The sequence below is a fragment of the Streptomyces sp. NPDC058008 genome (genome assembly GCF_042886395.1).
GTDB lineage: Bacteria > Actinomycetota > Actinomycetes > Streptomycetales > Streptomycetaceae > Streptomyces.
Genome location: NZ_JBHVQX010000017.1, coordinates 145,192 through 159,490, shown reverse-complemented (window position 1 = coordinate 159,490; position 14,299 = coordinate 145,192). Strand labels below are relative to the sequence as shown.

Sequence of the window (14,299 nt, the reverse complement as noted above, 5' to 3'; positions counted from 1 at the left end):
CGTCACCGCCGCGTGCCGGTCAGAGGCGCTCGGGCGTCCTGATGCCGAGCAGCTTCATGCCCTGGTGCAGGGTGCGGGCGGTCAGCCCGACGAGGAAGAGGCGGTTCTCGACGACCTCCGCCGGGTTGTCGTCGCTCAGCACCTGGCACTGGTCGTAGAACGTGGTGAGGTGCGAGGCGAGCTGGTAGAGGTAGGCGGCGAGCTTGTGCGGCTCGTACCCCTCGGCCACCTCGTCCAGGACCCCGCCGAACTGGTCCAGGTGCAGGCCCAGCGCGCGCTCGGCCGGGGCCAGGCCGAGCTCCGGGTGCGCGACGGGCTTCGCGTCGCCCGCCTTGCGCAGGATGGAGCGGATCCGGGCGTAGGCGTACTGGAGGTACACCGAGGTGTCGCCGTTCAGCGACACCATCTGGTCCAGGTCGAACTTGTAGTCCCGCACGGCCGAGGTCGACAGGTCGGCGTACTTCACGGCGCCGACGCCGACGTACCGGCCGTTCTCGACGATCTCCTCCTCGGAGAGGCCCACCTTCCCGGCCTTCTCGCGGACCACGGCGGTGGCCCGCTCGACGGCCTCGTCCAGCAGGTCCTCCAGCCGGACGGTGGTGCCCTCACGGGTCTTGAACGGCTTGCCGTCCTTGCCGAGGACCGTGCCGAAGGCCAGCTGGTGCGCCTTGACGTCCTCGTTCAGCCAGCCGGCCCGGCGGGCCGTCTCGAAGACCATCTTGAAGTGCAGGGACTGCCGGGCGTCCACGACGTAGAGCAGGGTGTCGGCCTTCAGGTTCCGCACCCGGTCGCGGATCGCGGAGAGGTCGGTCGCCGCGTAGCCGTAGCCGCCGTTCGTCTTCTTGACGATCAGCGGGACCGGGTTGCCGTCCGGGCCCTTCACGTCGTCGAAGAACACGCACAGCGCGCCCTCGGAGCGGACGGCGACGCCCGTCTCCTCCAGGATCCGGCAGGTCTCCTCGAGCATGTCGTTGTAGCCGGACTCGCCGACGATGTCGGGGTCGGCGATCTCCATGTCGAGCTTGTTGAAGACGGAGTAGAAGTAGATCTTCGACTCGTCCACGAAGCCCTGCCAGAGCGCCAGCGTCTCCGGGTCGCCGGCCTGGAGGGCCACCACCCGGTCACGGGAGCGCGCCTTGAACTCCTCGTCGGAGTCGAACAGGGCCCGCGAGGCCTTGTAGACGCGGTTCAGCGACGACATGGCCGCCTCGCCGTCCGCCTGGCCGCCCTCGTGCCCCAGCTCGCCCGGGTGCTCGAAGAGGTACTGGATGAGCATGCCGAACTGGGTGCCCCAGTCGCCGATGTGGTGGCGCCGGACGACGTTCTCACCGGTGAACTCGAGGATCTGGACCATCGCGTCACCGATGACCGCCGACCGCAGGTGGCCGACGTGCATCTCCTTGGCGACGTTCGGCTGGGCGTAGTCGATCACGGTCGTGCCCGCGGTGGCCCTCAGCGGGACGCCGAGCCGGTCGCCGTCGGCGGCCCGCGCGGCGAGCGTCCCGGTGATGGCCCGGTCGGTGAGCGTGATGTTCAGGAAGCCGGGGCCGGACACCTCGACGTCCTGGATCAGGTCACCGGCCGGGAGGGCCGCCGTGACCTGGGAGGCCAGCTCGCGCGGGTTGCCCTTGAGCTTCTTGGCGAGCGCGAGGATCCCGTTGGCCTGGAAGTCGGCCCGGTCGCTTCGGCGCAGCAGCGGGTCCGCGGTGCCGGCATCCGGCAGTGCTGCCGTCAGGGCGTCCGCGAGCTGCTGCTGGAGCGTGGAAGCGAGGGAGGGGACCGAAGCCATGAGACGGCTGCCGTTTCGGTAGAGGACAAGGGATCACCCCAGTATCCCACGGGGCGTAAAGCCGTTTTCGCGCTGCGGGCGGTACCTGGGAGAATGGGGGTGCCCTCCGTGGGCGTCCCCTACGAGTCCTACACGAGAGAAGGACGTGCCGACCGTGGCTTCGAGTCAGAGCAGCACCGAGACCGACTGGGTCTCCCGCTTCGCGGACGATGTCATCGCCGAATCGGAGCGACGTGCGCCTGGCAAACCGGTCGTCGTCGCGTCCGGACTGTCCCCTTCGGGCCCGATCCACCTGGGCAACCTCCGCGAGGTCATGACCCCGCACCTGGTCGCCGACGAGATCCGCCGCCGCGGGTACACCGTGCGCCACCTGATCTCCTGGGACGACTACGACCGCTACCGCAAGGTGCCGAACGGCGTCGAGGGCGTCGACGACTCCTGGCAGGCGCACATCGGCAAGCCGCTGACCTCGGTGCCCGCCCCGGCCGGGTCGGCGTACCCGAACTGGGCCGAGCACTTCAAGGCCGCGATGACCCAGGCGCTGGACGAGCTCGGTGTCGAGTACGACGGCATCAGCCAGACCGAGAAGTACCTGGCGGGCACCTACCGCGAGCAGGTCCTGCACGCGATGAGGCACCGCGGCGACATCGACGCCGTCCTGGACCGCTACCGCACCAAGAAGGACGGCGCGGCGGGAGCGAAGGGCCGGAAGCCGCAGCAGAAGAAGGCCGACGAGGCCGAGCTGGAGGCCGCCGAGGGCTCCGGCGCGGCGGACGAGGACGACGGCGGCTCCGGCGCCGCCGGGTACTTCCCGTACAAGCCCTACTGCGGCAACTGCGAGAAGGACCTCACCGTCGTCACCTCCTACGACGACGACACGACCGAGCTGAACTACACCTGCGCGGCGTGCGGCTTCGCCGAGACGGTCCGGCTCAGCGAGTTCAACCGCGGCAAGCTGGTCTGGAAGGTCGACTGGCCGATGCGCTGGGCCTACGAGGGCGTGATCTTCGAGCCCAGCGGTGTGGACCACTCCTCGCCGGGCTCCTCGTTCGTCGTCGGCGGCCAGATCGTGCGCGAGGTCTTCGGCGGCGTCCAGCCGATCGGGCCGATGTACGCCTTCGTCGGGATCTCCGGCATGGCGAAGATGTCCTCCAGCAGGGGCGGTGTGCCGACCCCGGCCGACGCGCTGAAGATCATGGAGGTGCCGCTGCTGCGCTGGCTCTACGCGCGCCGCAAGCCGAACCAGTCCTTCAAGATCGCCTTCGACCAGGAGATCCAGCGGCTCTACGACGAGTGGGACTCGCTGGTGCGCAAGGTGGCCGACGGCACGGTGCTGGCCGCCGACGCCGCCGCCTACGCCCGTGCCGTCGGCACGGCCGCCGGGGAGCTGCCCAGCACCCCGCGCCCGCTGCCGTACCGCACGCTCGCCTCCGTCGCCGACATCACCGCCGGCGCGGAGGAGCAGACGCTGCGCATCCTCAGCGAGCTCGACCCGGAGAACCCGCTGGCCTCCCTCGACGAGGCGAGGCCCCGGCTCGACCGCGCCGAGAACTGGATCAGCACCCAGGTGCCGGCCGAGGCGCGCACGATCGTCCGCGACGAGCCGGACAAGGAACTCCTCGGCTCGCTGGACGAGCAGGGCCGTGAGTCGCTGCGCCTGCTGCTGGAGGGCCTCGACTCGCACTGGTCGCTGGACGGTCTGACCACGCTGGTCTACGGAGTGCCGAAGGTGCTGGAGGGCCTGGAGCCGGACGCCAAGCCGACGCCGGAGCTGAAGGCGGCCCAGCGCTCCTTCTTCGCGCTGCTGTACCGGCTGCTCGTCGGCCGGGACACCGGGCCGCGCCTGCCCACGCTCCTCCTCGCCGTCGGCGCGGACCGGGTGCGGACGCTGCTCGGCGCGTAGGACCCCGGACATCCGGGCACGAGGACGGGCGGGCCGCTCAGCGGCCCGCCCGTCCTCGTGTACGCCCAGCCGCTACGCGATGTGGTCGGCGGCCATCTCGTTGTCGAAGCGCTGCTTGAAGCCGGGCAGCAGCTTGCGGAGCAGGGCGGCGCTGCGCGGGTGGCGGACGTTGTGGCCGTCCGAGAGGTGGATGTCGAGCACCTCGGCGCTCGGGTAGTCCTGGTGCTGGTGCGTGTACGCGGTGAACACGTCGTACGCGATCTCGCTGAACTCGATCTCGGCCTCGGCCCATTCGGCCGGGTCGGGCTCCTGCGGGGCCGCGTCCTGCCGGGCCGGTTCGGGCCGGGCCGGTTCCGGCTGAGCCGCCTCCTGCCGCACGGGCGCCCGCTGTTCCTCTTCTTCCCGGTCCGGTTCCCGCTGCTCCCCGGGACCGGCCTCCGCGCCGCGCGGGTGCGGGAGTGCGCCGATCGTGCCCACGTTGCCGAGGGGCCGGGTCCGGCCCGGCCCCGAGGGGACCATGACCTGGGCGTTCTCCGTGCCCTCCTCGTAGGCCGGGTCGTACGCGCCCTGGTACTCCCCGTCGGGCATCTTCTGGGCGAACCACGGGCTGCCCTGCGGGCCGGCCTCGTCCTGGGGGTGCTGCTGCTCGGCCGGCTGCGGCTCGTGCGGCCGGCCGGTCGTGCCGAGCCGGTCGTGCTGCTCCGGCTGTCCGGGCTGTCCGTGCGGCGTCGGCCGCGGGTCCTCGTACCCGTCGGGGACCTGCTGCCCCTGCGGCTGAGGGTGTGTCTCCGGCTGCGGCGCGTACGGGAGTTGGGGGTGCCGCGCGGTCTCCACCTCGGCGGCCGGGGCCGGCGGGAGCAGGGCCGGCTCGATCCCCGCGGCGGCGAGGCCCGCCGGGGCGGTCTCGGCGAGCGGGACGCCGTACTTGGCCAGGCGCAGCGGCATCATCGACTCGATGGGGGCCTTGCGGCGCCAGTTGCGGCCGAAGCGGGCCTGGAGCCGGGCCTGGTAGATCAGCCGGTCCTGTTCGAGCTTGATGACCTGCTCGTAACTGCGCAGCTCCCACAGCTTCATCCGGCGCCACAGCTTGAAGGTGGGGACGGGGGAGAGCAGCCAGCGGGTGAGGCGGACGCCCTCCATGTGCTTGTCGGCCGTGATGTCCGCGATCCGGCCCACCGCGTGCCGCGCGGCCTCGACGGAGACGACGAACAGGATCGGGATCACCGCGTGCATGCCGGTGCCCAGCGGATCGGGCCAGGCGGCGGCGCCGTTGAAGGCGATCGTCGCCGCGGTGAGCAGCCAGGCGGTCTGACGCAGCAACGGGAACGGGATGCGCATCCACGTCAGCAGCAGGTCCAGCGCGAGCAGGACGCAGATGCCCGCGTCGATACCGATCGGGAAGACCAGCGCGAAGTCGCCGAAGCCCTTCTCCTCCGCGAGTTCGCGCACCGCGGCGTACGAACCCGCGAAACCGATCGCTGCGATGAGCACGGCGCCGGCGACGACGACCCCGATGAGTACGCGGTGCGTGCGTGTCAGCTGCATTGCGGCCACCCGCGATCCCCTCCCGACTTCGACGAAACCGGCTCCACTTCGGCATCCGGCGCGGGCACAGCCTGGCACATGCCGGGCGGGCGCGTTGCGTGGGGAGGGGCCGAAGCCCGGTACTCGCGGGAGTACCGGGCTTCGGCGCAGGGCCTCGGAGCAGGGCGGCGCGTGCCCCGCCGGGCTCGGGTCAGGCCTTGTCGTCGGCCTTGGCCGAGGACGACGCCGACTTCTCGGCGGACGGCGAGGCCGGGGTCTTCTCCCCGTCGGCGCCGACCGCGGCGACGGCCTCCTGGGCGGCCTTCCGGGCGTTCTTCAGGATGTCGGCCGCGGCGGGGGTCTTGGCGCCCGCGAAACCGGCCCCGTTGTAGGTGACGCTGACGACGACGTTGCCGGTGCGGGCGACGACCGTCGCGTACTCGAAGTCCTCCTTGGACTTCGTGAGCCCGTACGTCACCGTGGTGGCCTGCTCGCCGAGGCCGGTGGCCGGCTCGGCCGCCACCTTGGCGGCGCCCTCGGTCGCCTGTGCCTTGGCGACCTGCTTGGTGTACTCCTCGGTGGCGCGCTTGGCGCCGCTGCCCAGGGACTGGTCCGAGGCGAAGCGGGTGAAGCCGACGTCGAGCCAGCGGTACTGCGAGCCCTTGACGCCCTTGTCGTCCAGGCCGTTCCAGGAGCAGCCGCCGCGGGCCGAGGTGTCGCTGGACGTACCCGGGGTGCCGCCCTTGTTCTTCGTCTTCGGAACCAGGGCCTCGATCGTCTTCCCGCCGATCGAGGCGCAGGCGTCGGGCAGCTCGGCGAACTTCGCGGGCTCGACGGTCGGCTCGGTCTTCTCCGTGCTCGGGGAGGACGAGGAGGCGGAGTCCTTCGCGTCGCCGGAGTCCGACGAGCAGCCGGCGACGACGAGCATCACCGGGACGGCGGCGCAGGCGAGTATGCGGGACAGTCGCGGGGCTGATCGGTGCATGGTTCCTTCACTCGGACGGCACGGCGGTCTCGGTCGTGCGGGTGGTCGGGTGGTACGTCGGTACGTCGGTCGGGGGCCACCGTACGACGGTCCGCGGCCCGGTGCCGCCGCCGGCCGGAGGCCCCGGCCGGTGCCGGTCCCCCCTGCCGGTGCCCTCCGGGGTCCGGCTAGGTGTTGAGGCTCTCGGCCAGTTTCCGCGCCAGGGCCTGCGCCTTCTCCTGCAGTTCCCTGCTGTCGGGAACCTCGGTGACCCGGGCCGGCTGCTCGGTGTACCGGACGGTCACGATGACGTTCGATGTGCGGAATACCACGCTCACGGTGCGGTGCTGCGCGGTAGAGCCCGCCCGGGTGAGCGCGTCGTCCAGGAACGCCGCGTCCCCGAGCCCGTCGAGCAGCCGCGGCCGCAGGTCCGCGTCGGCCCCGGTGCCCGTGGCGCCGGAGGACGGCGTCGCGGAGGGCGTCCCGCCGGGGGTGGCGGCCGAGGACCCCGGCGCCTTCCCGCCGGGGGTCGCACCGGACGGCGCGGGGAGGGCGGCGGCGTCCTCCTTCGTCGCGTACACGTCCCGGGCGCGGTCGTCGTCGCTGACCGCGGGGTCGTAGGACACGACGCGCTCGAAGTCGATGGAGAGGTTCCGGGAGGCGTCCGGGGCGTCCGACTTCCAGCGGCAGCCGACCTTGCGGTCGGTGTCGTAGGTGACGGCGGCCGTGCCCTCGTACACCTTCTCCTGCTGCTCCTCGGGGAGGTCGGCCGCGCCCGGCAGCAGGTCCTTGAGGGTGGAACGCGGTACGGCGCTGCACGATTCGGGCAGTGTCCGGTACTTCCCGGGAGGCGCGGCCGTGACCGTCGGGCTGCCGGGCTTGCTGTCGGCGGCGGGGTCGTCGGCGCCGGAGCCGGCGCTGCAGCCGGCGACGAGCGCCACGAGAAGCGCCACGCCGGGTACGTACGCCATGTGTCGCACGGTCCCAGGCTCCCTTCGGTACGAAAACGGGTTGCCGCTCGATGGCGGCCGATGGACACAATGTGTATCGCACGCGCCGCTGTGAATGCCGGTCGGCCGACCTTTATGCCGATCTCGGCACCGGTTTTGCGCTTTCAGACTTTTTCGGGGGAATCGAGGGGTTATGTCGTATGTAGAGGTGCCGGGTGCGAAGGTTCCCATCCGTATGTGGGCGGATCCGGCGTCGGTCGAGGACGTCGCGATGCGGCAGCTGCGGAACGTGTCCACGCTGCCCTGGATCAAGGGTCTCGCCGTCATGCCGGACGTCCACTTCGGCAAGGGGGCGACCGTCGGTTCGGTGATCGCGATGCACGGGGCGGTCTGCCCGGCCGCGGTGGGCGTGGACATCGGCTGCGGGATGTCGGCGGTGAAGACGTCGCTCACGGCCAACGACCTGCCGGGCGACCTCTCGCGGCTCCGGTCGAAGATCGAGCAGGCGATCCCGGTGGGCCGGGGGATGCACGACACCACGCTCGTCGACCCGGGGAAGCTGCACGGCTTCCCGGTCGCGGGCTGGGACGACTTCTGGTCGCGGTTCGACGGGATCGCCGAGGCGGTCAGATTCCGTCAGGAGCGCGCCACCAAGCAGATGGGGACGCTCGGGAGCGGAAACCACTTCATCGAGTTCTGCCTCGACGAGGCGGGCTCGGTGTGGCTGATGCTGCACTCCGGCTCCCGGAACATCGGCAAGGAGCTCGCAGACTTCCACATCGGGCAGGCCCAGAAGCTTCCGCACAACCAGGACCTCGTCGACCGTGACCTGGCGGTCTTCATCGCGGACACCCCGCAGATGGCGGCCTACCGCAACGACCTGTTCTGGGCCCAGGAGTACGCCAAGTACAACCGCTCGATCATGATGGGCCTCTTCCAGGACGTGGTCCGCAAGGAGTTCAGGAAGGCGCGGGTCACCTTCGAGCCGGTCATCTCCTGCCACCACAACTACGTGTCGGAGGAGCGGTACGACGGCATGGACCTGCTGGTCACGCGGAAGGGCGCGATCCGTGCGGGGTCGGGGGAGTTCGGGATCATCCCCGGCTCCATGGGGACCGGCTCGTACATCGTGAAGGGCCTCGGGAACGCGAAGTCGTTCAACTCCGCCTCGCACGGCGCCGGGCGCCGGATGAGCAGGAACGCGGCGAAGCGGAGGTTCTCGACGCAGGACCTGGAGGACCAGACGCGGGGCGTGGAGTGCCGTAAGGACTCCGGTGTCGTGGACGAGATCCCGGCGGCGTACAAGCCGATCGAGCAGGTCATCGACCAGCAGCGGGACCTCGTCGAGGTCGTCGCGAAGCTCAAGCAGGTCGTGTGCGTGAAGGGCTGAGGCCCGGCACGCCTCCCGGACGCAGAGGCCCCGGACCCGGTCGCGGGTCCGGGGCCTCGCGCGTGCGGTCTCAGGAGACGGCGCCGGCCGTCGCGCCGCCTCCGGCGGAGACGCCGCCGCTGGGCCTGGGCGCGGAGAAGGGCGGGGTGTCCTGTTCGCACGCCGTCCCGGGCGGCGGGAGGGTGCCGTCGACGAAGTACCGGCTCTCGTACGCCTGGACACACGTGCTGGGGTTGAGCAGCGCCGTGTGTCCGTACCCCACGTGGGTGAGCAGGCGGGCGCCGGCCAGTTCCCGGGCCATGGCCGGGGAGTTCGGGTAGGCGGTGGAGGGGTCGTGGGTCGTGCCGACCACCAGGACGGGGTTCGCGGTCGGCCTGTTCCAGGGGCCGGTGTAGCGGTCGGGGGAGGCGGGCCAGGTGGCGCACCCGGCGGCCGCCCAGGTCCAGAAGCGCCCGGCGTCGCCCGCACGGGCGGCGGAGGCCTCCTCCAGGGCGTGGTAGGCGCCGGGGTCGCGCGGGTCGGGGCTGTCGCCGCAGAGCACCGCCGCGGCCTGTTCCTCGCCCAGGTACGGATCCGGGTCCCGGACCGGCGGCGCGGGCGGGCCGGGTTCCGGCTCCGGCGCCCGGCCCCGCGCCAGGGCCTCCAGCCGTCCGGCGAGGTCCGCCCACCCGCTGACGAGGTAGAGGCTGTTCACCGCGTCGGCGACCGTACGGGCGTAGGTCCAGGTGCCCACGGGAGCCTTCCGGAGCCGCCCCGTCAGCCGGTCGAACTTGTCGCGGGTGGCCTGCGGCGTCCCGGCGGAGAAGGCGCAGCGGGCGGTGGTGGTGGATCCGCACAGGCCGAGGAACGCGTCCAGGGTGGCCGCCGCGCCGCGGTCCGAGCCGATGCGCAGGAACGTCGTCAGCGAGGCGGTGTCGGAGGCGTCGTTCGTCCAGGCCCGGGGCGCGATGTTGCTGTCGAGGGTCATGGCCCTGACCTTGTCCGGGAAGAGGTTGGCGTAGGTGGCGCCCAGGATCGTGCCGTAGGAGATCCCGTAGTAGCTGAGCCGCGGGTCGCCGACCGCCCGGCGGAGCTGGTCCAGGTCGCGGGCGGTGTCGGCGGTCGACACGTGGGCCAGGAGCCCGGGGTCCGTGCGCCGGCAGCGCCGCACCAGGTCCTCGTACGCGGAGGTGAGGTCCGCCCGCTGCTTCTCGCCGACCGGGAAGCCCACCGGCTTGGCCGCGCTCCACGCGGCGGCCTCCGCGGGACTCGCGAAGCAGTTCACCGCGGTGCTGCTGCCGATGCCGCGGGGGTCCCAGCTGACGATGTCGAACCGCTCGCGCACCTCGCGCGGGAAGGCCGTGTAGTTCTGCGGCATCTGGACCGTCCCCGGCCCGCCGGGGCCGCCGGGGTTGAAGAACAGGGTGCCGACGCGCTGTCCGGGGCCCGTCGCCTTCCGTCTGACGACGGCCAGCTCGATGGTGCGGCCACCCGGTTCCGCGTGGTCCAGCGGCACCTTCGCCGTCGCGCAGTCGAAGGGGCTGCCCCCGACGCAGGGGCTCCAGTCCAGCCGGGGGGCGGGTGCCGGAGGCGGGGACGTGCCGTCGGCCGCGACGGGGCCCTGGACGGCCAGGACGGTCACGCAGGTCATCACCGCGACGGCGGCGGCGTGGCGCCGCCGCCCCGCTATGGATCCGCGCAGGGGGTGTACGGGCATGCTCCGGCCTCTCTCCGATGACTGGGCGCCCGAGGCCGCCGACGGCCTGGTTCCTCGGCACGCGTCCGTGTCAACGACACAGCGGACGGGCGGCGCGCGCGAGGCGGCCGGGGCCGAATGGCGGACCGCCCGCACCCCGGGTACGCGCGCGAGCCCCGGTTCCCGCGCGGGGGATCCGGGGCTCGCGCCGGGCGTCGGCCGTCGGGCTCAGGGAGTGCGGTGGACCTTGGAGTTGGAGGCCTGGGCGCGGGGACGGACCACCAGGAGGTCGATGTTGACGTGGCTCGGGCGGGTGACGGCCCAGGTGATCGTGTCGGCCACGTCGTCGGCGGTGAGCGGGGCGTCGACGCCCGCGTAGACCTTGGCGGCCTTCTCCGTGTCGCCCCGGAAGCGGGTGGTGGCGAACTCCTCGGTCCTGACCATGCCGGGCGCCACCTCGATCACCCGCACCGGGGTGCCGACGATCTCCAGGCGCAGGGTCTCCGCCAGCACGTGCTCGCCGTGCTTGGCGGCGACGTAACCGCCACCGCCCTCGTACGTGGACAGGCCCGCCGTGGAGGAGAGGATGACGACGGTGCCGTCCCCGCTCGCGGTGAGGGCGGGCAGCAGGGCCTGGGTGACGTTCAGGGTGCCGATGACGTTGGTCTCGTACATCTGGCGCCAGTCGGCCGGGTCGCCCGTGGCGACCGGGTCGGCGCCCAGCGCACCGCCGGCGTTGTTGACCAGGACGGCCAGGGACCTGAAGGCGGTGGCGAACTCGTCGACGGCCGCGCGGTCCGTGACGTCCAGGGCGTACGCCGCCGCCTGGTGGCCCGCCTCGGTGAGCTCGGCGGCCAGCGCCTCGATGCGGTCCTTGCGGCGGGCGGTCAGCACCACGCGGTATCCGGCGGCGGCCAGCTGCCGGGCGGTCGCGGCGCCGATGCCGCTGCTCGCACCGGTGACGACGGCGATGGGGGTGGCGGCCATGCGAACTCCTCGGACAGCTGATCGGTACCGGGCCAGGATAGGCGCGCGGCCCGGCGGTCGTGACAGGCGTACGTGACCGACGCGGGGCGGTCCGGTGCCGTCCGGGCGGTGGCCGTCGGCGGGCTCCCGCCGTACGCCGCGGTGACGCGGCCGACGCCTCTGTGGGCCCGAGCGCGGCCACGAAGCCGTAGGCGGCGAGGGCGGTGGCGGCCGGTGCCGGTGGCGGCGGTGGGCCGTGCGAGTGGGGGAAGCGCGGCGAACCGGTCCTTGAATCGGGACGATTGCGGCCTGTCGGTATGTTCGGCCCATGGGAGCGATGCGTGGAGCAGTGCTGAAGGTGTCCGCCGTGACGGCGATGACGGCGGCCGTGGTGCTGGGCCCGGGGCTGTCCGCCGTGGCCGAGCCGGCGCCGCGGGCCGTCGCACCGGAGGCGGACCTGGCCCACCACGGCCGCCTCTCGCTCCACGAGGAGCGGCTCGGGATCCAGCTGCGGACCGGGAACCGGGGGCCGTCGCCCCTCGCCGACGCGACCGTGCGGCTGCGCTTCTCCGTACCGCTCGCGTCCTGGCAGCGGCTGCCGCAGGGGTGCCTGCGCGGCGACAGCCGGACGGTGCTGTGCGGGACGGGCCCGCTGCGCGTCTCCGCACAGGCGCGGCGCACCGCCCTGGGGCTGCGCTTCACGGGCCGGCCGTCCGAGGTCGTGGTGCGGGTGGACACCGCGTGGAACGGCGGCGCGAGCGACCGGAACCGGCGCAACGACACGCACGAGGTGCTGGTCCTGTCCACGGACGACGCGTACGTCTTCTGACGCGTACTCCCCCGTGCGTCCGGGCGGTCAGGCCGTCGGTGCCTGGCTCCCCGCCCCGCCGAACTCCGCTACGGCGTCCGCCACGATGGCCTCCAGCCGGGCGTGGTGGGCGCCGCGCCAGTACACCCGCCCGCAGTCGGCGCACTGCGCGAACACGTCGTAGGACGCCTGCGTGCCGTGTTCCAGGCGGGCGCTCACGGACTCCTTGTCGGCCGCCGCCAGCTCCCCGTTGCAGGCGGTGCAGCGGGTCCACGGGGCGAGCGCGGGGGCGAAGCGGCCGAGGACGTCACGGAGCTGTTCCTCGGGACGGTCGCTGTAGACGTACGCCCCCGCCCAGATCTCCCTGCGCCGCAGCAGGCCCCGGTCGCGGGAGAGCATCACGCGCCGCTGCTCCGCCGAGAGGGCCGCCAGCGCCGGGTCCCCGATGTCCTCGCTCTCGTAGGCGGCATCCACGCCGAGCAGCCGCAACCGCCGGGCGAGCGTGCCCAGATGGACGTCGAGCAGGAAGCGCAGGGGTGCGCCGGGGACCTGCTGGGGGCGTTCCACCGCCCGCACCTCGATCCGTTCGCCCGGACCGGGGACGTGGGAGGCGGGTACCGGCCGGCCGTCCACGAGGAGCTGCCCGGCCTCGGTGAGCGGGACGCCGAGGGACTCCACGACGTGCCCGAGGGTCGAGGAGCCGTCCGTGGTCACCGCCGTCGGTCCTCGGCGGCGGTCGTGGGAGACGAAGAGCCGGAGTCCGGGGGCTACTTCGAGGGTGATCTCGGGTCCGTTCACCCGGTCAGGATGCCATCGCGCGGGGTGCGGCAGCGAGGGGATTCACGCGCGCTGCGCGAAGGCCGCCGGGGAGGCGCCCGCCGTGGCCGTGGAGCGCCCTGACCAGGTGCCCTCGTTCCGGGCGGGGGCACGGCGGGGTTCGCGGGCCGGACCCCGCCGCGGGGCCGCCGGACCGGGCCGGGCGTCCGCCGCGACGCCCCCGGGCGCCGGTGTCCGGCGAGCCGTTCCCGGTGCCGCCGGAGGCTACGGCCTTCGGGCGGGTGCCGGCTGTGACGGGCCCTGGTCCGGACCGGCGCCGACGGTGGACACGTGTCCGGCCGGGTGGGGCCCGGCCGGGCCGTCGTAGAGCGTGCCGAGGGCGGCGTACGCGCCTTCGACGACGGCCTCGGCCGTGAGCAGCACGTCGCGTGAGGCGAGACGGGCGGCCCGGCGGGTGTACGGCGGCGGCGGGCGCCGGCGCTGCCGCCGGCAGTCGCGGACGGCGTACACCCCGCTCGCGATGACCACGGCCGGGACGGCCAGGGTCAGCAGCAGGTCATCCATGCGGGGGCCTCCTCGGGACTCGTGCTCGTAGCATCGGCAGACCCGGCGGTGGGGCTGGAGATCATTCTTCGGCCAATGACTGGCCGAAGGAGGCCCCTCGGAGCGCGCGGCCGGGGCCCGGGGGAACAGGTCTTCGGCGGCGCGTCCGGGCGACGGGCCCGGGGGCGTCCGGTGCTCCGGGTGCTCCGGGTGCTCCGGGTGCGGCTGATGCGGTGGGTGTGGCGGGTGCTTCGGGCGCCGGGTCTCCCGTCTCTCGGTGCGTGCCTTCCGCGCCCCGTCCTCCCTGGGCCTCCGTATGCCAGCCCTGCGTCCCCCTGAGCGCGCCGGGTCCCTGGTCCGAGGCCGCCCGGGTTTCAGGTCCGGGGCCCCGAATCCCCCGTCCGAAGACCCGAATCCCCGGTCCGAGGCTCCCGGGCGTTCACACCTCCGAGGGGCCGTCCGGTCCAGGTGTGTGTGCGGTGTCCGGGTCCAGGTGTGTGCGCAGGGTCCGGGCGAACTCCTCGGCCCGCGCCAGCTGGACCCGCAGTTTCGCGACCTGTTCGGCCGCGGCGCGCTCGTACGTCCTGACCCGCTCCAGCAGTTCGCCGCGCTCGCCCGCCGTCAGGTCCCCGCCGCCGTCGAGGCGGTCGACCGCCGACAGCAGGTCCCGCATCTCGTCCAGGGTGAAGCCGAGGGGCTTCATCCGGCGGATGACCATCAGCCGTGCCACATCGGCCTCGGTGTACAGCCGGAATCCGCCACGCGAGCGGGCCGAGGGGGTGACGAGCCCGGTCTCCTCGTAGTGCCGGATCGTGCGCAGCGACAGCTCGGTGCGCGTGGCTACCTCGCCGATCTGCATGTGCCCGCCGCTCGCCGTGCCCATGTGCCCTCCCTGCTTCCGCCGTGACCAGGGAGGACGGCGTATCCGTCTCTACCCTAACGTTAGGGTAGAGTTGCTCGGCGCCGGTCGCCCGGGCCGATGATGCCTCCGGTGCGACACGCGCACGAGG

At 73.0% G+C, this 14,299-nt stretch carries 12 protein-coding genes; 3 read left to right on the top strand and 9 right to left on the bottom strand.

Annotation, left to right across the window (positions count from 1 at the left end; genetic code table 11):
• Positions 1–19 precede the first annotated feature (19 nt).
• On the bottom strand, positions 20–1,789 hold the full coding sequence (argS, locus tag ACFVS9_RS19290; RefSeq protein WP_383117096.1) for an arginine--tRNA ligase: 1,770 nt from the start codon (positions 1,787–1,789) through the stop codon (positions 20–22).
• A 145-nt stretch (positions 1,790–1,934) separates the two neighbouring features.
• Between argS and lysS the strand changes: the two genes are divergently transcribed.
• On the top strand, positions 1,935–3,692 hold the full coding sequence (gene lysS, locus ACFVS9_RS19285) for a lysine--tRNA ligase (RefSeq protein WP_389933826.1): 1,758 nt from the start codon (positions 1,935–1,937) through the stop codon (positions 3,690–3,692).
• 72 nt (positions 3,693–3,764) lie between these two features.
• On the opposite strand, the gene ACFVS9_RS19280 is transcribed toward lysS, so the two are convergent.
• From ACFVS9_RS19280 to ACFVS9_RS19270, 3 genes are all read right to left on the bottom strand, one after another.
• Positions 3,765–5,246, bottom strand: a complete 1,482-nt coding sequence (locus tag ACFVS9_RS19280) for a DUF2637 domain-containing protein (protein WP_389933822.1) — start codon at positions 5,244–5,246, stop codon at positions 3,765–3,767.
• A gap of 181 nt (positions 5,247–5,427) precedes the next feature.
• Positions 5,428–6,201 carry a DUF3558 domain-containing protein gene (locus ACFVS9_RS19275; RefSeq protein ID WP_383114864.1) on the bottom strand — a complete coding sequence of 258 codons (774 nt, stop codon included), beginning with the start codon at positions 6,199–6,201 and terminating at the stop codon, positions 5,428–5,430.
• Between the two features lie 167 nt (positions 6,202–6,368).
• Positions 6,369–7,151 (bottom strand): DUF3558 domain-containing protein, encoded by a 783-nt coding sequence (locus tag ACFVS9_RS19270; RefSeq protein WP_383114863.1) that lies wholly within the window; start codon positions 7,149–7,151, stop codon positions 6,369–6,371.
• Positions 7,152–7,323: 172 nt separating this feature from the next.
• Between ACFVS9_RS19270 and ACFVS9_RS19265 the strand changes: the two genes are divergently transcribed.
• Positions 7,324–8,520, top strand: coding sequence for an RtcB family protein (locus ACFVS9_RS19265; RefSeq protein ID WP_389933818.1), 1,197 nt, complete (start codon positions 7,324–7,326; stop codon positions 8,518–8,520).
• 70 nt (positions 8,521–8,590) lie between these two features.
• Here ACFVS9_RS19265 and ACFVS9_RS19260 read toward each other — a convergent pair whose 3' ends face one another.
• Complete coding sequence (locus tag ACFVS9_RS19260; protein WP_389933815.1) at positions 8,591–10,216, bottom strand: alpha/beta hydrolase; 1,626 nt, start codon at positions 10,214–10,216, stop codon at positions 8,591–8,593.
• A 207-nt stretch (positions 10,217–10,423) separates the two neighbouring features.
• Positions 10,424–11,182, bottom strand: a complete 759-nt coding sequence (locus tag ACFVS9_RS19255; protein ID WP_389933812.1) for an SDR family NAD(P)-dependent oxidoreductase — start codon at positions 11,180–11,182, stop codon at positions 10,424–10,426.
• A gap of 307 nt (positions 11,183–11,489) precedes the next feature.
• Between ACFVS9_RS19255 and ACFVS9_RS19250 the strand changes: the two genes are divergently transcribed.
• Positions 11,490–11,990, top strand: coding sequence for a hypothetical protein (locus ACFVS9_RS19250; RefSeq protein WP_389933809.1), 501 nt, complete (start codon positions 11,490–11,492; stop codon positions 11,988–11,990).
• A 27-nt stretch (positions 11,991–12,017) separates the two neighbouring features.
• On the opposite strand, the gene ACFVS9_RS19245 is transcribed toward ACFVS9_RS19250, so the two are convergent.
• From ACFVS9_RS19245 to ACFVS9_RS19235, 3 genes are all read right to left on the bottom strand, one after another.
• A complete protein-coding gene (locus ACFVS9_RS19245; protein ID WP_383114858.1) occupies positions 12,018–12,767 on the bottom strand; it encodes a Mut7-C RNAse domain-containing protein in 750 nt (249 codons plus the stop codon).
• A gap of 243 nt (positions 12,768–13,010) precedes the next feature.
• Positions 13,011–13,310 (bottom strand): hypothetical protein, encoded by a 300-nt coding sequence (locus ACFVS9_RS19240; protein ID WP_389933806.1) that lies wholly within the window; start codon positions 13,308–13,310, stop codon positions 13,011–13,013.
• A gap of 418 nt (positions 13,311–13,728) precedes the next feature.
• On the bottom strand, positions 13,729–14,172 hold the full coding sequence (locus ACFVS9_RS19235; RefSeq protein WP_383114856.1) for a MerR family transcriptional regulator: 444 nt from the start codon (positions 14,170–14,172) through the stop codon (positions 13,729–13,731).
• Between the last annotated feature and the right edge of the window lie 127 nt (positions 14,173–14,299).

What these genes read in the sequence shown, in the direction of transcription:
- argS (WP_383117096.1), bottom strand. Translation starts at nt 1,789, where the DNA reads ATGGCTTCGGTCCCCTCCCTCGCTTCCACGCTCCAGCAGCAGCTCGCG.
- ACFVS9_RS19275 (WP_383114864.1), bottom strand. Translation starts at nt 6,201, where the DNA reads ATGCACCGATCAGCCCCGCGACTGTCCCGCATACTCGCCTGCGCCGCC.
- ACFVS9_RS19270 (WP_383114863.1), bottom strand. Translation starts at nt 7,151, where the DNA reads ATGGCGTACGTACCCGGCGTGGCGCTTCTCGTGGCGCTCGTCGCCGGC.
- ACFVS9_RS19265 (WP_389933818.1), top strand. Translation starts at nt 7,324, where the DNA reads ATGTCGTATGTAGAGGTGCCGGGTGCGAAGGTTCCCATCCGTATGTGG.
- ACFVS9_RS19260 (WP_389933815.1), bottom strand. Translation starts at nt 10,216, where the DNA reads ATGCCCGTACACCCCCTGCGCGGATCCATAGCGGGGCGGCGGCGCCAC.
- ACFVS9_RS19255 (WP_389933812.1), bottom strand. Translation starts at nt 11,182, where the DNA reads ATGGCCGCCACCCCCATCGCCGTCGTCACCGGTGCGAGCAGCGGCATC.
- ACFVS9_RS19250 (WP_389933809.1), top strand. Translation starts at nt 11,490, where the DNA reads ATGGGAGCGATGCGTGGAGCAGTGCTGAAGGTGTCCGCCGTGACGGCG.
- ACFVS9_RS19240 (WP_389933806.1), bottom strand. Translation starts at nt 13,310, where the DNA reads ATGGATGACCTGCTGCTGACCCTGGCCGTCCCGGCCGTGGTCATCGCG.
- ACFVS9_RS19235 (WP_383114856.1), bottom strand. Translation starts at nt 14,172, where the DNA reads ATGGGCACGGCGAGCGGCGGGCACATGCAGATCGGCGAGGTAGCCACG.